Below are 18,166 nucleotides of genomic sequence, written 5' to 3' on the forward strand. Positions count from 1 at the left end.
ATGCCCTCCCCCTCGCTTCGCCACACCCTGCGCCGCCTCTGGGCGCTGGACACCTTCGGCTCCAGCCTGCGGGTCTTCATCGCCCTCACCGGCAGCATGGCGCTGTGCTGGCAGCAGGAGCGCATGGACCTGCTGATCCCGCTGTTCCTCGGCATCATCGCCAGCGCCCTGGCCGAGACCGACGACAGCTGGCGCGGCCGCCTGCGCGCGCTGCTGGTGACCCTGGGCTGCTTCGCCGCCGCCGCCTTCGCGGTCGAGCTGCTGTTCCCCTATCCCTGGCTGTTCGTCGTCGCCCTGGCGCTGTCGACCTTCGTCCTGACCATGCTGGGGGCGCTGGGCGAGCGTTACGGCACCATCGCCTCGGGCACGCTGATCCTCTCCATCTACACGATGATCGGCGTCGACCAGCGCGGCGGCGAAGTCGCCGACCTGTGGCACGAACCCCTGCTGCTGGTCGCCGGCGCCGCCTGGTACGGCGCGCTCTCGGTGCTCTGGCAGGCGCTGTTCAGCCAGCAGCCGGTGCAGCAGGCGCTGGCCCGGGTATTCCGCGAACTGGGCCTGTACCTGCGCCTGAAGGCCGCGCTGTTCGAGCCGCTGCGCGACCTCGACGTGGAACGGCGGCGCCTGGAGCTGGCGCAGCAGAACGGCAGGCTGGTGGCCGCGCTCAACGCCGCCAAGGAAATCATCCTCCACCGGGTCGGCAAGGGCCGCGTCAGCCCGCGGGTCAACCGCTACCTGAAGCTGTACTTCCTCGCCCAGGACATCCACGAGCGCGCCAGCTCCTCCCACTACCCCTACCACGCGCTGGCCGAGGCGTTCTTCCACAGCGACGTGCTGTTCCGCTGCCGCCTGCTGCTGCGCCAGCAGGGCAAGGCCTGCCGCGCGCTGGCCGAGGCCATCGAGCTGCGCCAGCCGTTCGCCTACCAGCGCGCCAGCGCCCAGGCCCGCGACGACCTGGAGGCCTCGCTGGCCTACCTGCAGGCTCAGGACAACCCGCACTGGCGCGACCTGCTGCGCTCGCTGCGCGCGCTGGCCGACAACCTCGGCACCCTCGAACAGCTGCTCGGCGCCGCCAGCAACCCCGAGGCGCTGGCCGAGGAACAGGACAGCACCCTGCACGACCGCGACCCGCACAGCCTGCGCGAAGTCTGGGAACGCCTGCGCCTGCAGCTCACCCCCACCGCGCTGCTGTTCCGCCACGCCCTGCGCCTGTCCCTGGCGCTGGCCGCCGGCTACGGCGTGCTGCACGCCATCCACCCGACCCAGGGCTACTGGATCCTGCTCACCACGGTGTTCGTCTGCCAGTCCAGCTACGGCGCCACCCGCACCAAGCTGACCCAGCGCATCGCCGGCACCCTGCTCGGCCTCACCGTCGGCTGGGCGCTGTTCGACCTGTTCCCCGGCGCCCTGGCCCAGTCGCTGATCGCGGTGGCCGCCGGGGTGGCGTTCTTCGCCACCCGCGCACGCCGCTACACCCTGGCCACCGCGGCGATCACCCTGATGGTGCTGTTCTGCTTCAACCAGGTCGGCGACGGCTACGGACTGATCTGGCCGCGGCTGTTCGACACCCTGCTGGGCAGCCTGATCGCCGGTCTGGCGGTATTCCTGATCCTCCCCGACTGGCAGGGCCGGCGCCTGCCCCGCGTGCTGGCCAGCGTGCTGCACAGCCACGCCGCCTACCTGCGACAGATCATCCTGCAGTACGCCAGCGGCAAGCGCGACGACCTCGCCTACCGCCTGGCGCGGCGCAACGCGCACAACGCCGACGCCGCGCTGTCGGCGGCGCTGGCCAGCATGCTGCTGGAACCGGGGCACTTCCGCCGCGAGGCGGAGCTGGGCTTTCGCTGCCTGGCGCTGTCGCACACCCAGCTCAGCTACCTGTCGGCGCTCGGCGCGCACCGCGCCGCGCTGCCGGCCGAGCTGCGCGGCGGGCTGGTCGAGCAGGCCGCTGCGCAACTGGCCAGCGAGCTCGACGCCATCGCCGCGCAACTGGGCGGCCAGCCGGCGCCCGGCGAGCTGGTTGGCGATGCGGCCACGCTGGCCCTCGCCCTGGAACAGCTGCCGGAGGACATCGACGCGCGCCAGCGCCTGCTGCGCACCGAACTGGCGCTGATCGCCCGCCAGTTGCCCCTGCTGCGCGAGCTGGCCGCACGCCTGCTGAGCGGCGCCGCAGCCCCGGCCGGACTGCCGCCGCCGGCGCCCTGAGACTCTCGCCGCCACCGGCCGGCCCGACTAGACTGCAACCAAGGATCGTCGCGCCACGCCCGTTATTCGCAGTGCGCCCACGGCGCCATGACTGGAGAGTCCGCATGAGCACAACGCCCGCCACCGCCTTCGATCCCCGCGTGTTCCGCCGCGCGCTGGGCAACTTCGCCACCGGAGTGACCATCATCACCGCGCGCAGCACGGCCGGCGCGCAGGTCGGCGTCACCGCCAACAGCTTCAACTCGGTGTCCCTGGAGCCGCCGCTGATCCTCTGGAGCATCGACAAGCGCTCCGGCAGCCATGCGGTGTTCGAGGCCGCCAGCCACTTCGCCGTGCATGTCCTGGCCGCCGACCAGATCGAGCTGTCCAACCACTTCGCCCGCCCGCAGGACGACAAGTTCGCCGGCATCGCCTTCGAGAGCGGTCTGGGCGGTGCTCCGCTGCTGGCCGACTGCGCGGCGCGCTTCCAGTGCGAGTGCTACCAGCAGCTCGACGGCGGCGACCACTGGATCCTGATCGGCAAGGTGGTGGCCTTCGACGATTTCGGCCGCTCGCCGCTGCTCTACCACCAGGGCGCCTACTCGATGGTCCTGCCCCACCCGCGTGCGCCGAAGAAGGCCGACCCGCACGCCGCGCCGGCGACCATGCACGGCCGGCTGGCCAGCAGCAACCTGTTCTACCTGATGATCCAGGCGGTCAACGCCTACCAGGCCAGCTACGCGCCCAAGCAGCTGTCCACCGGCCTGCGCACCAGCGAAGCGCGCATGCTGATGGTGCTGGAAGACAGCGCCCAGCTCGACCTGGTCGCCCTGCAGCGCGAGGTGGCGATGCCGACCCGCGAGATCGAGGAGGCGCTGGCCAACCTGCAGGGCAAGGGCCTGGTCGCCGACAGCCCCGCCGGCTACCTGCTGACCGACGCCGGCCGTGCGCAGACCGAGGCGCTGTGGGAAATCGCCCGCCGCCAGCAGGACGCGGTGTTCGCCGGGGTCGGCGCCGAGGACATCGAGACTTTCAAGAAGGTGCTCAGGGTAGTGATGGCGGCGCAGTGAACCGCGCGGGCAGCTAGCCGCGCGGTTCACTGCGCCAGATCGCGCCAGGTCAGGTACACCCGCAGGTCGAACTCCAGCTGGTGATAGCCGGGCAGCATGTGCTCGCAGAGCTGGTAGAAGGCCTTGTTGTGGTCGAACTCGCGCAGGTGCGCCAGCTCGTGAACCACGATCATGTCGAGAAACTCCGGCGCCGCGTCGCGAAACAGCGCGGCGATGCGGATTTCCTTCTTCGCCTTGAGCTTGCCGCCCTGCACCCTGGAGACAGCGGTGTGCAGGCCGAGGGCGTTGCGCAGCACGTCCAGCTTGCTGTCGTAGAGCACCTTGTCGATGCCCGGCGCATTACGCAGGAAGCGCTGCTTGCGCTCCATCACATAGGCGTACAGCGCCTTGTCGCTCTGCACCGGGTGACGCTCCGGGTAGCGCTGCTGCAGGTACTCGCCCAGGCGGTCGGCGGCGAGCAGCCGGCGCACCTGCTCCTGCAGGTGCGCCGGGTAGGCGGAGAGGTACTTGAGCGGCGGCATCGGCAGGTCGGCGGTGGCGGCGGGAGGGGCATTCTAACCCCGTTGCGACGCCGCGTCCGGGCGCCGCGACAGAGCCTTTTGTGGTAATTTTCCGGCATTCGTCCATGCCCGCCGCGCCGCCCCTCGCACCGGCCCGCGCGGCGGCGCGGCCCCGTCCGTCCCGCCCTCCATACCCGCCCCGCGCCAGCGCCGCCTGCTCGCGCGGACGGGCCATGCGGGCCGTCGGCGGCCGACTGCCACAGGAAAAACAGGGCTCGCCGATGAGCAGAGAGAACAAGCCGCGCTGGACCTCCGGGCGCGTCAAGGATGGCATCGAGGAAATCCATATCCGCAAGTGGAACTTCTTCATCGACTACATCCAGGAGGCCTTCTCGCCCGGCTGCGGCTGGATTCACCGCGGCCACCGCAAGGACTACTACAAGCTCGAATCGACCATCGACCGCAAGATCTTCGACAAGGCGCAGACCGAGCAGCTGCGCCGCGAGCAGCTCGACCGCTTCAAGATGGCGATCCGCGGCAAGCGCGGCGCCAACCCGCCGCAGTACGACGAACCGCTGGAATGGTGGGCGCTCGGCCAGCACTTCGGCCTGCTCACCCCGCTGCTGGACTGGACCCACTCGCCCTACACCGCGGCGTTCTTCGCCTTCGCCAACGCCGGCAAGGACGACACCCGCAAGCGCATCATCGTCTCGCTGAACAAGCACGAGGTGGAGCGCTGCCCGGAGCTGGCCGCCACGGTGCGCTTCTACACGCCCAACTCCGACGAGAACGCGCGGGTGCTCGGCCAGAACGGGCTGTTCTCCTACTCCGACTCCGGCGAGGAGCTGGAGTCGGTGGTCGCCCAGGCTTTCGCCGGCTCGCGCACGGCGATCATCAAGAAGGTCTACCTGCCCAACGCCGAGCGCATCGACGTGCTGCGCGGCCTGGAGCAGATGAACATCAACCACCTGACCCTGTTCCCCGACCTCAGCGGCGCCAGCAGCTACGCCAACATGCAGTTCGAGCTGTACTCCAGCCGGCCGAGCGCCAGCGAGCCGGCGAGCCCGGCGGCGCGGGACAGCGTGGAGGAGCAGGCCGAGGACTGAACGCCGGACAGCAAAAAGGGGCGCCCCTCGACGAGGGAGCGCCCCTTGGGCACGGCGGACGCGGATCAGTTGACCTTGGCGTTCAGCTCGCCGCTGGCGTAGCGCTGGTACATGCCTTCCAGGGAGATCGGCTTGATCTTGGAGGCATTGCCGGCGGTGCCGAAGGCTTCGTAGCGGGCGATGCAGATGTCGCGCATGGCTTCGATGGTCTTGGCGAAGAACTTGCGCGGGTCGAACTCGCTGGGGTGCTCGGCCATCATACGGCGCATGGCGCCGGTGGAGGCCAGGCGCAGGTCGGTGTCGATGTTGACCTTGCGCACGCCGTGCTTGATGCCCTCGACGATCTCCTCGACCGGCACGCCGTAGGTTTCCTTGATGTCGCCGCCGTACTGGTTGATCACCGCCAGCCACTCCTGCGGCACGCTGGAGGAACCGTGCATCACCAAGTGGGTGTTGGGGATGCGCTTGTGGATTTCCTTGATGCGGTCGATGGCGAGGATGTCGCCGGTCGGCGGCTTGGTGAACTTGTAGGCGCCGTGGCTGGTGCCGATGGCGATGGCCAGGGCGTCGACCTGGGTGGCCTTGACGAAGGCCGCGGCCTCTTCCGGATCGGTGAGCATCTGGCTGTGGTCGAGGGTGCCCTCGGCGCCGACGCCGTCTTCCTCGCCGGCCTGGCCGGTTTCCAGGCTGCCCAGGCAGCCCAGCTCGCCTTCCACCGACACGCCGCAGGCGTGGGCGAACGCCACGGTCTGCTGGGTCACGCGCACGTTGTAGTCGTAGTCGGCCGGAGTCTTGCCGTCGGCCATCAGCGAGCCGTCCATCATCACCGAGCTGAAGCCCAGCTGGATCGAGCGCTGGCAGACGTCCGGGCTGGTGCCGTGGTCCTGGTGCATGCACACCGGGATGTGCGGGAATTCCTCGATGGCGGCGAGGATCAGGTGGCGCAGGAACGGTGCGCCGGCGTACTTGCGCGCGCCGGCGGAGGCCTGGACGATCACCGGGGAGTCGGTCTTGTCGGCCGCTTCCATGATGGCGCGCATCTGCTCGAGGTTGTTGACGTTGAAGGCCGGCACGCCGTAGCCGAATTCGGCGGCGTGGTCCAGCATCTGGCGCATGCTGATAAGTGCCATCTGTGCTGCTCCCAGTAAGGGTCGTTTGATCGGTGCCCAGCCTGCCGCAGGGGCAGGCCGGGTTCAAGTCTGTGGTGATCGCTCCCACGCTCCGCGTGGGAACGCCTCCCCGGACGCTCCGGCGTCCATGCACCGGGACGCCGGAGCGTCCCAGGCGCGGCTCCCACGCCGGAGCGTGGGAGCCATCAGGCATCAGCCCTGGGCGCGCGCTTCCAGCACCGCCACGGCCGGCAGGACCTTGCCCTCGACGAATTCGAGGAAGGCGCCGCCGCCGGTGGAGATGTAGGAGATCTGCTCGGCCACGCCGTACTTGTCGATGGCTGCCAGGGTGTCGCCGCCGCCGGCGATGGAGAACGCCGGGCTGGCGGCGATGGCGCGGGCCAGGGCCTGGGTGCCGTTGCCGAACTGGTCGAACTCGAACACGCCGACCGGGCCGTTCCACAGGATGGTCTGCGAGGCCTTGAGCATCTCGGCGAACATCGCCGCGGTCTGCGGGCCGATGTCGAGGATCATGTCGTCGTCGGCGACCTCGGCGATCAGCTTGACGGTGGCCTCGGCCGACTCGGCGAATTCCTTGGCGACCACCACGTCGACCGGCAGCGGCACGGCGACCTTGGCGGCGATGGCCTTGGCGGTGTCGAGCAGGTCGGCCTCGTGCAGCGACTTGCCGACCTTGTAGCCGGCGGCGGCGAGGAAGGTGTTGGCGATGCCGCCGCCGACGATCAGCGAGTCGCAGATCTCGGCCAGCGAATTCAGCACGTCGAGCTTGGTGGACACCTTGGAACCGGCGACGATGGCGACCATCGGGCGCTGCGGCTTGTCCAGCGCCTTGCCCAGGGCGTCCAGCTCGGCGGCCAGCAGCGGGCCGGCGCAGGCGACCTTGGCGAACTTGGCCACGCCATGGGTCGAGCCCTCGGCGCGGTGGGCGGTGCCGAAGGCGTCCATGACGAACACGTCGCACAGTGCGGCGTACTGCTGCGCCAGCTCGTCGGCGTTCTTCTTCTCGCCCTGGTTGAAGCGCACGTTCTCGAACAGCACGATCTCGCCCGGCGCGACCTCGACGCCGCCCAGGTAGTCCTTGACCAGCGGCACGTCGCGGCCGAGGGCCTTGGACAGGTAGTCGGCGACCGGCTTGAGGCTGTTCTCTTCGGAGAACTCGCCCTCGGTCGGGCGGCCCAGGTGCGAGCAGACCATCACCGCCGCGCCCTTCTCCAGCGCAAGCCGGATGGTCGGCAGGGAGGCGAGGATGCGCGCATCGCTCTTCACCACGCCATCCTTCACCGGGACGTTGAGGTCTTCGCGGATCAGCACGCGCTTACCGGCGAGGTCGAGGTCGGTCATCTTCAACACGGTCATGGGATGGTCCTTCAGAGGGCAGTTGTTATCGGTTGAACGCGGCAACGTCCAGCCAGTGGCCGGCGACGTCGAGCATGCGGTTGGCAAAGCCCCATTCGTTGTCGAACCAGGCCAGCAGGTTGACCAGCCGCGGGCCGGAAACCAGGGTCTGGCTGCCATCGACGATGGCCGAATGGGGGTCGTGATTGAAATCGCAGCTGGCGTGGGGCAGCTCGGTGTAGTCGAGCAGGCCCCGGAGCGGGCCGCGCTCGGCGGCCTCGCGCAGCACGCGGTTGATTTCGGCGGCACTGGTGTCGCGGCGGGTCTGCAGGGTGATGTCCAGGCAGGACACGTTGACCGTCGGCACGCGGATCGCCTTGGCCTGCACGCGACCGGCCAGCTCCGGAAGCAGGCGCTCGATACCGCGCGCCAGGCCGGTGGACACCGGGATCACCGACTGGAACGCCGAGCGGGTGCGGCGCAGGTCCTCGTGGTGATAGGCGTCGATCACCGGCTGGTCGTTCATCGCCGAGTGGATGGTGGTGATCGCCACGTAGTCGAGGCCGATGGCCTCGTCGAGCAGTTTCAGCAGCGGCACGCTGCAGTTGGTGGTGCAGGACGCGTTGGAGACCAGCCGCTCGGCGCCGGACAGGCGCCTCTGGTTGACCCCGTAGACGATGGTGGCGTCGACGTCGGCCTCGCTGGCCATCGGCTGGGAGAACAGCACGCGCGGAGCGCCGGCGCCCAGGAAGCGCTCGCCGCCCTCGCGGGTGGTGTAGACGCCGGAGCACTCCAGCACCAGATCGACGCCCAGCGCCGCCCAGTCGATGCCCTCGGGCTCGCGCTGGCGCAGCACCTTCACGCAGTCGCCGTTGAGGTGCAGGCAGTCGCCGACCACCTTCACCTCGCCGGGGAAACGGCCGTGGGTGGAGTCGAAGCGGGTCAGGTACTCGATGCTGGCCTGATCGGCCAGGTCGTTGAGCGCGACGATCTCCAGCCCGGCGGCCGGCCCGCGCTCGTAGAGCGCGCGCAGCACGCAGCGACCGATGCGGCCGTAGCCGTTGAGGGCGACTTTGTAGGGGCGGTTGGGCATGGCGGCTCTGCTTGTGGTGCCGGATGGGGAAAACCGCGACGCGGATTTCCCCATCCGGCACGGGACCGGGCATCCGCAGGGTGGATGGCCGCAGCCATCCACCGCTCGCGGCATCAGACGTCCAGCAGCTCCTCGGCGGTGGCCAGAATGTTGTCGAGGGTGAAACCGAACTCCTCGAACAGCTGGCCCGCCGGGGCGGATTCGCCGAAGGTGGTCATGCCGATGATGCGGCCTTCCAGGCCGACGTACTTGTACCAGAAGTCGGCATGCGCGGCCTCGATGGCGATGCGCGCGCCGACCTGCAGCGGCAGCACTTCCTGCTTGTAGGCGGCGTCCTGCTGGTCGAACACGGTGGTCGAGGGCATCGACACCACGCGCACCCGGCGACCCTGGGCGGTCAGTGCCTCATAGGCCTGCACGGCCAGGCCGACTTCCGAGCCGGTGGCGATCAGGATCAGTTCCGGCTCGCCGGCGCAGTCCTTGAGCACGTAGCCGCCGCGGGCGATGTCGGCGATCTGCTGCTCGCTGCGCGACTGGTGGTTGAGGTTCTGGCGGCTGAACACCAGCGCCGACGGGCCGTCGTTGCGCTCGATGGCGTATTTCCAGGCGGCGGCGGATTCCACCGCATCGCACGGGCGCCAGCAGTCGAGGTTGGGCGTGCCGCGCAGGCTGGTCAGCTGCTCGATCGGCTGGTGGGTCGGGCCGTCCTCGCCCAGACCGATGGAGTCGTGGGTGAACACGTAGAGCACGCGCTGCTTCATCAGCGCCGACATGCGCACGGCGTTGCGCGCGTATTCCATGAAGATCAGGAAGGTGGCGCCGTAGGGGATGAAGCCGCCGTGCAGGGCGACGCCGTTCATGATCGCGCTCATGCCGAACTCGCGCACGCCGTAGTGCACGTAGTTGCCGCCGGCGTCGTCATGGGCCAGGCCCTTGCAGCCCTTCCACAGGGTCAGGTTGGAGCCGGCCAGGTCCGCCGAGCCGCCGAGGAACTCGGGCAGCAGCGGGCCGAAGGCGTTGAGGGTGTCCTGGCTGGCCTTGCGGCTGGCGATGGTCGCGCCCTTCTCGGCCACTTCACGCACGTAGGCGGCGGCCTTGGCGCTGAAGTCTTGCGGCAGCTCGCCGGCCAGGCGGCGCTTGAACTCGGCGGCCAGTTCCGGGAACTCGGCGGCGTAGGCGGCGAAGCGCTCGCTCCAGGCGGCCTCGGCGGCGGCGCCGGCCTCTTTCGCATCCCACTCGGCGTAGATGTCGGCGGGGATCTCGAACGGGCCATGGTTCCAGCCGAGCTGGGCGCGGGTGGCGGCGATCTCGGCATCGCCCAGCGGCGCGCCGTGGCACTCTTCCTTGCCGCCCTTGTTCGGCGAACCGAAGCCGATCACGGTCTTGCAGCAGATCAGGGTTGGCCGCTCGGTTTCGGCGCGGGCGGTCTCGATGGCCATGCGGATCTCGTCGGCATCGTGGCCGTCGACGTTGCGGATCACCTGCCAGCCGTAGGCCTCGAAGCGCGCCGGGGTGTCATCGGTGAACCAGCCCTCGACCTCGCCGTCGATGGAGATGCCGTTGTCGTCGTAGAAGGCGACCAGCTTGCCCAGGCCAAGGGTGCCGGCCAGCGAGCAGACCTCGTGGGAGATGCCTTCCATCATGCAGCCGTCGCCGAGGAAGGCGTAGGTGAAGTGGTCGACGATGGCGTGGCCCGGACGGTTGAACTGCGCGCCCAGCACCTTCTCGGCCAGCGCGAAGCCCACCGCGTTGGCGATGCCCTGCCCCAGCGGGCCGGTGGTGGTCTCCACGCCCGGGGTGTAGCCGTATTCCGGGTGGCCCGGAGTGCGGCTGTGCAGCTGGCGGAACTGCTTGAGGTCGTCGATCGACAGGTCGTAGCCGGAGAGGTGCAGCAGCGAGTAGATCAGCATCGAGCCGTGGCCGTTGGACAGCACGAAGCGGTCGCGGTCGGCCCACTGCGGGTTCTGCGGGTTGTGCTTGAGGAAGTCGCGCCACAGCACTTCGGCGATGTCCGCCATGCCCATGGGTGCGCCCGGATGGCCGCTGTTGGCTTTCTGCACGGCATCCATGCTGAGGGCACGAATGGCATTGGCTCGGTCACGACGGCTGGGCATCGCTGGTCTCCTGCGGGGGGCTTGATCGAAAAAGGCGGCCATTTTCGCCCAGCGGCAGGGGAACGGGCAATCACAGATGGTCGCGCCGGGGCGGATATCCGCCCCGGCGCGCGCCAATTCAGCAGCTGCCGGCGTCCAGCACGCTGCGCGCCGGGCTGTGCGGGCCGGCCAGGCAGGGGGCGTGGAACAGCTCGCCGTGCCACATGCCGAGCAGGGTGCGCTGCAGCACCAGCAGCCAGACGGCGCTCAGCTGCAGCGCCAGCAGCAGCGCGGCCAGGGCGAAGAAGGTCATCCCGGTCAGCCGCCACAGCTCGACGGTGGCCAGGGCGAACACCCCGAGGGGGAAGGTGAAGCCCCACCAGCCGAGGTTGAACGGCATGTTGTCGCGCAGGTAGTGGCGGGTGAACAGCATGGCAGTGACCAGCCACCACAGCCCGGCGCCCCACAGCGCCAGCCCGCCGACCAGGCCCAGGCCGCTGGCCAGTTCCGCCGCGCCGGCCAGCGGCGTGCCGGCGAAGGCCGCCGGGGCGTCGTGGCCGAGGGTCAGCAGGCCCAGGCAGCCGGTGGCCAGCGGGCCCAGCGGCAGCCAGCTGGTGGCGGCGAAGTCGGTGTCCGGCAGCTTGTGGATGGCCAGACGCAGCAGCACCAGGGTGATCAGCGAGAAGGCCAGGCTCAGGGACATGCCCCACAGCACGAAGCCGACCACCAGCACCGGCCGCGCCGCCTCGGCGGCCAGGTGCGGCACCAGCACCCCGGCGGTGCTGGCCGCCACCTCGGGGGCGACGATGGGCAGCAGCCACACCGCGGTGAGCTTCTCCAGCGCGTGGTTCTGCCGGGTGAACATCAGGTAGGGCACCAGCATCGCCGCCGCCACCGAGAGCAGCGCGCAGTACCACCACAGACCGTGGGCCAGCGTGTACACCCAGTCGCCCCAGCGCGGCGCACCGAACAGCACCAGGCCGCTGAGCAGCACCGCCAGCCCCATCGGGATGGCGCCGAGGAACATCGACTGTACCGGGTGCAGCAGCATCGGCCTGACGGTGTCGCGGAACAGCGCCAGGCGCGTCATGAACAGCAGGCTGAACAGGCCGTAGAGCAGCACGCCGAACAGCCACAGGCCCTCGGCCAGCGCCATCTGCCCGGGAAACGCCCAGGGCAGGCGGGCCACCACCAGCGCCAGCACGCCGGTGCCCATGGTCATGGCGAACCAGTTGGGGGTGAAGTGACGGACGAAGGCCAGCGGCTCGGGCTGGCGGGTGAAGGGTCTGGGCATGCTCGGCTCCGGTCGGGATGTCCCGTGGCATCGACGAATGGGCACAGCCTAGAGAGGCGCTTGCCATATGAAAAATACATGTTCAGCATGTTTTACATACTTTTAATTTATGCAATGCGCCGCAGCCCGGACGGACACGGGCCGCCCCTGCCCACGGAGCCAGCGCCATGAACCTGCACCACCTCAGGGTGTTTCTCGCCGTCGCCGAGTGCGGCGGCATCGGCGCCGGCGCGGCGCGCCTGCACATCAGCCAGCCGGCGGTGACCCGCGAGATCCGCGAGCTGGAGGCCAGCGTCGGCGTGCCGCTGTTCGACCGCCACCCGCGCGGCGTCAGCCTCACCGAAGGCGGCCGGCGCCTGCTGCAGTACGCCCAGCGCATCTTCGCCCTGGAGCTGGCCGCCGAGCGCGAGCTGCGCGGCTTCGCCAGCCTCAGCCAGGGCGAGCTGCACCTGGGCGCCAGCGCCACCCTCGGCTCCTACCTGCTGCCGCCACTGCTCAACCGCTTCCGCGAGCAGTACCCCCAGGTGTTCGTCAGCCTGCAGATCAGCAACACCGGGGAAGTCACCCAGCAGCTCGACGACGGCCGGATCGCCCTCGGCTTCGTCGAGGGCGCCTTCGACCGCGCCGGCTACGCCCACCGCCTGCTGGCCTGCGACGCCCTGCTGCCGGTGGTCGGACCGCGCCACCCGCTGGCCGGGCGCCGCGACCTGGCAATGCGCGAACTGGCCGAGCACGCCCTGTACCTGCGCGAACCGGGCTCGGGGGCGCGCGCCAGCGTCGAGGAGGCCTACCGCGAGCACGGCCTGGAACCGCAGGCGCGCATGGTGATCGGCGGCACCGAGGCGCTCAAGCGGCTGATCGCCGACGGCCACGGCATCGCCTGGCTGTCGCAGCTGGTGGTCGGGGAAGAGCTGGCCTGCGGCCGGCTGCAGCGCCTGCAGGTGCGCGACCGGCAGATCGTCCGCGAGCTGCACGTGCTGTGGCGCCAGGACAGCCAACTGAGCCCGGCGCCGGCGGCCTTCCTCGCCCTGCTGGAAGCCGCCGCGGCGAGCGCTACGGAGGCGCCACGCCAGCCCGGCGGGTAGGCGGAGCGCCGCCAGCGCCGGCGGCCGGCCCGGCAATATCAAAACTTTTTGATACAGGCATTGCGCCAGCGGGGCGCGCTGGCTAGACTTCGCCGCCTTATGAGCCTGCGCCAACCTGCCCTGCGTACCGATGCCGACGAACACCTGGCCGCCCTGTGCAAGGCCGGCGGCGACCCGCTGCGCCTGAACGTGCTGCGCGCGCTGGCCAGCGACTCGTTCGGCGTGCTGGAGCTGGCGCAGATCTTCGCCATGCGCCAGTCGGGGATCAGCCACCACCTCAAGGTGCTGGCCCAGGCCGGCCTGGTGGCCACCCGCCGCGAGGGCAACGCGATCTTCTACCGCCGCGCCCTGGCCCAAGGCGAGCAGACCGGCGGTGCGCTGCACGCGGCGCTGCTCGCCGAGGTGGACGCGCTGCAGCTGCCGGACGCGGTGCAGACCCGCATCGCCGCGGTGCAGGCGCAGCGCAGCGCGGCGGCGCGCGACTTCTTTGCCCGCACCCTGGAGAAGTTCCGCGCCCAGCAGGACCTGATCGCCGGGCTGGCGCAGTACCGCGACAGCCTGCTGACCCTGCTCGATGCGCTGCACTTTCCACCCGGTGCCACGGCGCTGGAGGTCGGCCCCGGCGACGGCGCCTTCCTGCCCGAGCTGGCCCGGCGCTTCGCCGCCGTCACCGCGCTGGACACCAGCCCGGCGATGCTCGAGCTGGCCCGCCAGCGCTGCGCCGAGGAAGGCCTGGACAACGTCGAACTGAAACTGGCCGACGCCCTGCGCGATCCGCAGCCGGCGGCCGACTGCGTGGTGCTGAACATGGTCCTGCACCACTTCAGCGATCCGGCCGCCGCCATGGCGCGGCTGGCGCGACTGGTGCGGCCCGGCGGCAGCCTGCTGCTCACCGAGCTGTGCAGCCACCATCAGGCCTGGGCCCGCGAGGCCTGCGGCGATGTCTGGCTGGGCTTCGACCAGGACGAACTGGCGCACTGGGCGCAGGCGGCGGGACTGAACCTCGGCGAAAGCCTGTACATCGGCCTGCGCAACGGCTTCCAGATCCAGGTGCGGCACTTCGCCCGCCCGGAACGACTACCCCCACTTGCTGTATGACACGGCCGCGAGGCCGACTCACCCACCGGTAATAACAGGAACCGATCGATGAGCGAATATTCCATCTTCACCTCCGAGTCCGTGTCCGAAGGCCATCCGGACAAGATCGCCGACCAGATCTCCGATGCCGTGCTCGACGCCATCATCGCCGAGGACAAGCACGCCCGCGTGGCCTGCGAGACCCTGGTGAAGACCGGCGTGGCCATCGTCGCCGGCGAGATCACCACCAGCGCCTGGATCGACCTGGAGCAGATCGTCCGCGACGTGATCTGCGACATCGGCTACACCAGCTCCGACGTCGGCTTCGACGGCGCCACCTGCGGCGTGCTCAACGTCATCGGCAAGCAGTCGGTGGACATCAACCAGGGCGTCGACCGCGCCAAGCCGGAAGACCAGGGCGCCGGCGACCAGGGCCTGATGTTCGGCTACGCCAGCAACGACACCGACGTGCTGATGCCGGCACCGATCGTGCTGTCGCACCGTCTGGTCGAGCGCCAGGCCGAGGCGCGCAAGAGCGGCCTGCTGCCGTGGCTGCGCCCGGACGCCAAGTCGCAGGTCACCTGCCGCTACGAGAACGGCAAGGTGGTCGGCATCGACGCGGTGGTGCTGTCCACCCAGCACAACCCGGAGATCAGCCAGGCCGACCTGCAGGAAGCGGTGATGGAGCTGATCGTCAAGCACACCCTGCCGGCCGAGCTGCTGCACAAGGACACCCAGTACCACATCAACCCGACCGGCAAGTTCGTCATCGGCGGCCCGGTGGGCGACTGCGGCCTGACCGGGCGCAAGATCATCGTCGACTCCTACGGCGGCATGGCCCGTCACGGCGGCGGCGCCTTCTCCGGCAAGGACCCGTCCAAGGTCGACCGCTCGGCCGCCTACGCCGGCCGCTACGTGGCCAAGAACATCGTCGCCGCCGGCCTGGCCGAGCGCTGCGAGATCCAGGTGTCCTACGCCATCGGCGTGGCCCAGCCGACCTCCATCTCGATCAACACCTTCGGCACCCACAAGATCGCCGAAGAGAAGATCATCCAGCTGGTCCGCGAGGTGTTCGACCTGCGCCCCTACGCGATCACCAAGATGCTCGACCTGCTGCACCCGATGTACCGCCCGACCGCGGCCTACGGCCACTTCGGCCGCAACCCGGTGGAGATGAGCTACGGCGACGACACCTTCACCGCCTTCACCTGGGAGAAGACCGACAAGGCCGAGGCGCTGCGCGCCGCTGCCGGCCTGTAAGTCTCCCGGCGTCACGCCAAGCCCCGCCCGGCACTGCCGGGCGGGGCTTTTTTGTGGTTCAGCGCATTGCCCGGACAGCGGCCTACTTGTGGGCGCCGCTCCTGAGCGCTTCGAGCGCCTGCGCCAGGCTGGCGTCGGACAGCTCGCCCAGGTGGGTGCCGAGCAGGCGCCCGTCGGCGCCGTAGAACAGCGTGGTGGGCAGGGCCCGCGAGCCGACCAGCGCGCCGAGCCGGCCGCCGCCGTCGAGCAGCACGTCGCGGGTATCGAAGCGCTGCCCGGCGAGAAAACGCGCCACCTCGCCGGCCCCCTCGCCCTGGTTGACGAAGACGAAGCGGATGCCCGGCTCGCGCCGGCGGGCGGCATCCAGGACCGGCATCTCGCGGCGGCACGGCGGGCACCAGGTGGCCCAGAGGTTGACCACCAGCGGCTCGCCGCGCAGCGCCTGCAGCTCGACGGGCCGGCCCTGCAGGTCGCGCAGGGCCAGCGCCGGCAGCTGCGCGGAGCGTTCCAGAGCACCGAGTACCAGGCTGCCCAGCCCCCACAACGCCAGCCCGGCCAGCAGCGCCGCGGCCAAGGGTCGGCGCAGCGCCGCACGGCGCCAGAGCAGCCACAGCCCGCAGAGCAGCGCGGCGAGCACGCCGGGCCAGGCGATGAAGCCGCCGTCGCGGATGTCCAGCACCCGCCACCAGGCGCCGGCGAAGTGCTCGGCGTAGACCAGCACGAAAGCCAGCCGCGCGACCAGCAGCCCGAGCAGCAAGAGCAGCAAGAGCGGCGTCTCGGGATTGCTGCCGGCGCGCCGGCCGAGCCGGGCGCCGACGACGCTGGCCAGCGCCAGGCTGGCGATCAGCAGCAGATGATGGCTGGCCAGCGCCAGCGGGCCCAGATTGACGGTCAGCACCGGAGTCTCGCAGATCGGACGGAGGACAGCGCCCGGCAGCGCGAGCGCGGTCCGGGCGAGGGACTGCGCAGGCTAACGGCTGGGGGCGCGCGACGCCAGCGCTCGGCGCGCGCCACCCCACGCGGCGCTCAGTGCGCCTGCTCCCACAGGCGGCTGTCGCGCAGGCTGGCGCTCTGCACGTAGCGCGGCCGGCCGCAGACCTCCTCCAGCTCGGTCAGCCCGGCCAGCTCGCGCACCACCCGGTAGCGCTTGCCGGCCTGCTTGTCGCGCAGCGGATAGAGTTCGACCACCAGACGGGCCAGTTCGGTAATGCTGGACATGCAAGGACACCTGCTTCCTGGAACGATGCCAGCTGTTTACCCGCTCCCTGTTACGCTTTGAGGACGCCGCGGCGATTTACAGCACGACCGGCGAGGCGGGATGATTGCCGCCCGTCGCGGGCCCAGCCCGCCCCCGGCGCGCCTGCCCGCCGCTTCCCGCCCTCCCGCGCAGCGCGCGCCCCGCACTCAGGACTCCGGACATGACTGCCGACTGCCGCTATCTGCAAGACCTCCTCCACCGCGACATCCCGCTGACCCGCGCCATGCAACTGCGCGTCGCCAGCTACCGGGACCACGAACTGCGCCTGGCCATGCCGCTGGCACCCAACGTCAACCACACCGGCAGCATGTTCGGTGGCAGCCTGTACAGCCTCAGCGTGCTGGCCGGCTGGGGCTGGCTGACCCTGCGCCTGCGCGAGGCGGGCATCGACGACGGGCACATCGTGATCAAGGGCGGGCAGATCGACTACCCGCTGCCGGTGGTCGACGAGGCCGTGGCGATCTGCGCCGCGCCCGCCGAGGAGGACTGGAAGAAGTTCGAGACCCTGTACCGCCGCCGCGGCCGCGCCCGCCTGTACCTGGACATCCGCATCCTCGCGGCGAGCGGCGAGACGGCGGTGCATCTGCACGGGGAATACGTGCTGCACCGGTAGATCGAGGCAAGAACGTTCGTGCCATGCGCCAGATGATACGTTCGGCCTTACCGGGGATGTCCGGGGCCACCCGGCAGATACCAAGGTCATAGCCGAAGTCGATCAGGCCGGTTCTACCCACCTGGGCACCGGCATCTCTTGCGTGTGAAAGATCGGCAGCACGAATTCGGCAATCTCATTGAGGGTTTCTGCCAGTGGACGCTGATTGCGCCGCAAATGCAGGCCAACGTGGTCGACCCCGGCCACGCGCATGGCTTGCAGTTCAGCGATCAGCCCCTCGCGACCAACAGCAGCACCAAAACGATGACGGCGCAGTGGCGCATGCGGATCTTCCAGCAGGTCGAGGTGAATGAAGCTGACGTAAGGTTTATCGCCAGCCACCTCACGCCACAGAGCGCTGCGGCGTTGATGGTCGTCCGGAGCGCCAGGGTAGGCGAGCCAGCCGTCAAGGTGCTCACCAGCCCAGGCCGGGGTTTGCTGGGCCAGCCCGGCGACCAGCAACGGCAAGCGGTGCTGCACGGGGGTCGGCAGCAACGAAACGCCACTGGGCAATAGGTCGGCGCCACCACTGCGCAGCAGCTCGACCTGTTCACGGAACATTGCGCCGCGACTGTCGAAGTCCTCACCGAAGACTGGGTACTCGACCGGACGATCTCCACTGGCGACACCCAGCAGCAGACGCCCGCCGCTGAGTCGGTCGATGCTGGCGGCGGCTTTCAGGGTCAGCCAGCGCTGGCGCAGCGGCAGAACCACGGCGGCCGTACCGAGCAGGATACGTTCAGTGATACCGGCGAGGTAACCAAGGTAGCTGAAAGTTTCGAACACCTGCGCCGCATCGCCAAACTGCGGGTCATACAGCGGCACATCTCGCACCCAAAGGGCGCGAAAGCCCAGGCGGTCGACCAGGCGAGCCAGCTCTGCATGCCGGCGCAGGTCTGGCACACCCTGTGGGCGACCTGCGTGTTGCGCCGTCATTCGGCCGGCGACCGACCAGTCGTTATCCAGCGGTAGTTCGACACCGAGGCTGAAGCCGCCTTGGCGAAGTTGGGCAAGTGCTTGCATCGTCAG

16 protein-coding genes are annotated in these 18,166 nt (G+C 69.8%); 7 read left to right on the forward strand and 9 right to left on the reverse strand.

Annotation, left to right across the window (positions count from 1 at the left end):
- Entirely contained in the window at nt 1–2,205 is a 2,205-nt protein-coding gene (gene yccS, locus BLU22_RS02630) for a YccS family putative transporter (RefSeq protein ID WP_090211907.1), read from the forward strand.
- A 104-nt stretch (nt 2,206–2,309) separates the two neighbouring features.
- On the forward strand, nt 2,310–3,254 hold the full coding sequence (locus BLU22_RS02635; protein ID WP_090211908.1) for a p-hydroxyphenylacetate 3-hydroxylase reductase component: 945 nt from the start codon (nt 2,310–2,312) through the stop codon (nt 3,252–3,254).
- A gap of 26 nt (nt 3,255–3,280) precedes the next feature.
- On the opposite strand, the gene BLU22_RS02640 is transcribed toward BLU22_RS02635, so the two are convergent.
- Nucleotides 3,281–3,775, reverse strand: a complete 495-nt coding sequence (locus BLU22_RS02640; protein WP_090211909.1) for a YgjP-like metallopeptidase domain-containing protein — start codon at nt 3,773–3,775, stop codon at nt 3,281–3,283.
- Nucleotides 3,776–4,035: 260 nt separating this feature from the next.
- On the opposite strand from BLU22_RS02640, the gene BLU22_RS02645 reads away from it, so the two are divergent.
- The gene (locus BLU22_RS02645; protein ID WP_157718960.1) at nt 4,036–4,860 is read left to right on the forward strand and encodes an FRG domain-containing protein; all 825 of its coding nucleotides are present in this window, start codon (nt 4,036–4,038) and stop codon (nt 4,858–4,860) included.
- A gap of 65 nt (nt 4,861–4,925) precedes the next feature.
- On the opposite strand, the gene fba is transcribed toward BLU22_RS02645, so the two are convergent.
- The 5 genes from fba to BLU22_RS02670 all read right to left on the reverse strand — a co-directional run bounded on the left by fba (nt 4,926) and on the right by BLU22_RS02670 (nt 11,805).
- Nucleotides 4,926–5,990, reverse strand: a complete 1,065-nt coding sequence (gene fba / locus BLU22_RS02650; protein ID WP_090211912.1) for a class II fructose-bisphosphate aldolase — start codon at nt 5,988–5,990, stop codon at nt 4,926–4,928.
- A gap of 192 nt (nt 5,991–6,182) precedes the next feature.
- Nucleotides 6,183–7,346 carry a phosphoglycerate kinase gene (locus tag BLU22_RS02655; protein WP_090211915.1) on the reverse strand — a complete coding sequence of 388 codons (1,164 nt, stop codon included), beginning with the start codon at nt 7,344–7,346 and terminating at the stop codon, nt 6,183–6,185.
- 25 nt (nt 7,347–7,371) lie between these two features.
- A complete protein-coding gene (epd, locus tag BLU22_RS02660) occupies nt 7,372–8,418 on the reverse strand; it encodes an erythrose-4-phosphate dehydrogenase (RefSeq protein WP_090211917.1) in 1,047 nt (348 codons plus the stop codon).
- Nucleotides 8,419–8,531: 113 nt separating this feature from the next.
- Nucleotides 8,532–10,532, reverse strand: a complete 2,001-nt coding sequence (tkt, locus tag BLU22_RS02665) for a transketolase (protein WP_090211918.1) — start codon at nt 10,530–10,532, stop codon at nt 8,532–8,534.
- Nucleotides 10,533–10,650: 118 nt separating this feature from the next.
- Complete coding sequence (locus BLU22_RS02670) at nt 10,651–11,805, reverse strand: TDT family transporter (RefSeq protein WP_090211920.1); 1,155 nt, start codon at nt 11,803–11,805, stop codon at nt 10,651–10,653.
- Between the two features lie 167 nt (nt 11,806–11,972).
- On the opposite strand from BLU22_RS02670, the gene BLU22_RS02675 reads away from it, so the two are divergent.
- From BLU22_RS02675 to metK, 3 genes are all read left to right on the forward strand, one after another.
- The gene (locus BLU22_RS02675) at nt 11,973–12,890 is read left to right on the forward strand and encodes a LysR family transcriptional regulator (protein WP_090211921.1); all 918 of its coding nucleotides are present in this window, start codon (nt 11,973–11,975) and stop codon (nt 12,888–12,890) included.
- 99 nt (nt 12,891–12,989) lie between these two features.
- Nucleotides 12,990–13,988, forward strand: a complete 999-nt coding sequence (locus BLU22_RS02680; RefSeq protein ID WP_090211923.1) for an ArsR/SmtB family transcription factor — start codon at nt 12,990–12,992, stop codon at nt 13,986–13,988.
- Nucleotides 13,989–14,036: 48 nt separating this feature from the next.
- Nucleotides 14,037–15,227 carry a methionine adenosyltransferase gene (metK, locus tag BLU22_RS02685; RefSeq protein WP_090211924.1) on the forward strand — a complete coding sequence of 397 codons (1,191 nt, stop codon included), beginning with the start codon at nt 14,037–14,039 and terminating at the stop codon, nt 15,225–15,227.
- A gap of 82 nt (nt 15,228–15,309) precedes the next feature.
- Here metK and BLU22_RS02690 read toward each other — a convergent pair whose 3' ends face one another.
- Both BLU22_RS02690 and BLU22_RS02695 read right to left on the reverse strand, forming a co-directional pair.
- Complete coding sequence (locus BLU22_RS02690) at nt 15,310–16,125, reverse strand: TlpA family protein disulfide reductase (protein WP_090211926.1); 816 nt, start codon at nt 16,123–16,125, stop codon at nt 15,310–15,312.
- Between the two features lie 128 nt (nt 16,126–16,253).
- Nucleotides 16,254–16,445 carry a hypothetical protein gene (locus tag BLU22_RS02695; RefSeq protein WP_090211927.1) on the reverse strand — a complete coding sequence of 64 codons (192 nt, stop codon included), beginning with the start codon at nt 16,443–16,445 and terminating at the stop codon, nt 16,254–16,256.
- Nucleotides 16,446–16,645: 200 nt separating this feature from the next.
- On the opposite strand from BLU22_RS02695, the gene BLU22_RS02700 reads away from it, so the two are divergent.
- Nucleotides 16,646–17,098 carry a thioesterase domain-containing protein gene (locus tag BLU22_RS02700; RefSeq protein WP_090211929.1) on the forward strand — a complete coding sequence of 151 codons (453 nt, stop codon included), beginning with the start codon at nt 16,646–16,648 and terminating at the stop codon, nt 17,096–17,098.
- Nucleotides 17,099–17,200: 102 nt separating this feature from the next.
- Here BLU22_RS02700 and BLU22_RS02705 read toward each other — a convergent pair whose 3' ends face one another.
- Nucleotides 17,201–18,160 carry a TIGR03571 family LLM class oxidoreductase gene (locus BLU22_RS02705; RefSeq protein ID WP_090211930.1) on the reverse strand — a complete coding sequence of 320 codons (960 nt, stop codon included), beginning with the start codon at nt 18,158–18,160 and terminating at the stop codon, nt 17,201–17,203.
- Nucleotides 18,161–18,166 lie beyond the last annotated feature (6 nt).

Source organism: Pseudomonas guangdongensis, from assembly GCF_900105885.1.
Classification (GTDB): domain Bacteria; phylum Pseudomonadota; class Gammaproteobacteria; order Pseudomonadales; family Pseudomonadaceae; genus Geopseudomonas; species Geopseudomonas guangdongensis.

Bases quoted from the DNA above. Each gene is read 5' to 3' on its own strand.
- yccS (WP_090211907.1), top strand. From the start codon at position 1: ATGCCCTCCCCCTCGCTTCGCCACACCCTGCGCCGCCTCTGGGCGCTG.
- BLU22_RS02635 (WP_090211908.1), top strand. From the start codon at position 2,310: ATGAGCACAACGCCCGCCACCGCCTTCGATCCCCGCGTGTTCCGCCGC.
- BLU22_RS02640 (WP_090211909.1), bottom strand. From the start codon at position 3,775: ATGCCGCCGCTCAAGTACCTCTCCGCCTACCCGGCGCACCTGCAGGAG.
- BLU22_RS02645 (WP_157718960.1), top strand. From the start codon at position 4,036: ATGAGCAGAGAGAACAAGCCGCGCTGGACCTCCGGGCGCGTCAAGGAT.
- fba (WP_090211912.1), bottom strand. From the start codon at position 5,990: ATGGCACTTATCAGCATGCGCCAGATGCTGGACCACGCCGCCGAATTC.
- BLU22_RS02655 (WP_090211915.1), bottom strand. From the start codon at position 7,346: ATGACCGTGTTGAAGATGACCGACCTCGACCTCGCCGGTAAGCGCGTG.
- epd (WP_090211917.1), bottom strand. From the start codon at position 8,418: ATGCCCAACCGCCCCTACAAAGTCGCCCTCAACGGCTACGGCCGCATC.
- tkt (WP_090211918.1), bottom strand. From the start codon at position 10,532: ATGCCCAGCCGTCGTGACCGAGCCAATGCCATTCGTGCCCTCAGCATG.
- BLU22_RS02670 (WP_090211920.1), bottom strand. From the start codon at position 11,805: ATGCCCAGACCCTTCACCCGCCAGCCCGAGCCGCTGGCCTTCGTCCGT.
- BLU22_RS02675 (WP_090211921.1), top strand. From the start codon at position 11,973: ATGAACCTGCACCACCTCAGGGTGTTTCTCGCCGTCGCCGAGTGCGGC.
- BLU22_RS02680 (WP_090211923.1), top strand. From the start codon at position 12,990: ATGAGCCTGCGCCAACCTGCCCTGCGTACCGATGCCGACGAACACCTG.
- metK (WP_090211924.1), top strand. From the start codon at position 14,037: ATGAGCGAATATTCCATCTTCACCTCCGAGTCCGTGTCCGAAGGCCAT.
- BLU22_RS02695 (WP_090211927.1), bottom strand. From the start codon at position 16,445: ATGTCCAGCATTACCGAACTGGCCCGTCTGGTGGTCGAACTCTATCCG.
- BLU22_RS02700 (WP_090211929.1), top strand. From the start codon at position 16,646: ATGACTGCCGACTGCCGCTATCTGCAAGACCTCCTCCACCGCGACATC.
- BLU22_RS02705 (WP_090211930.1), bottom strand. From the start codon at position 18,160: ATGCAAGCACTTGCCCAACTTCGCCAAGGCGGCTTCAGCCTCGGTGTC.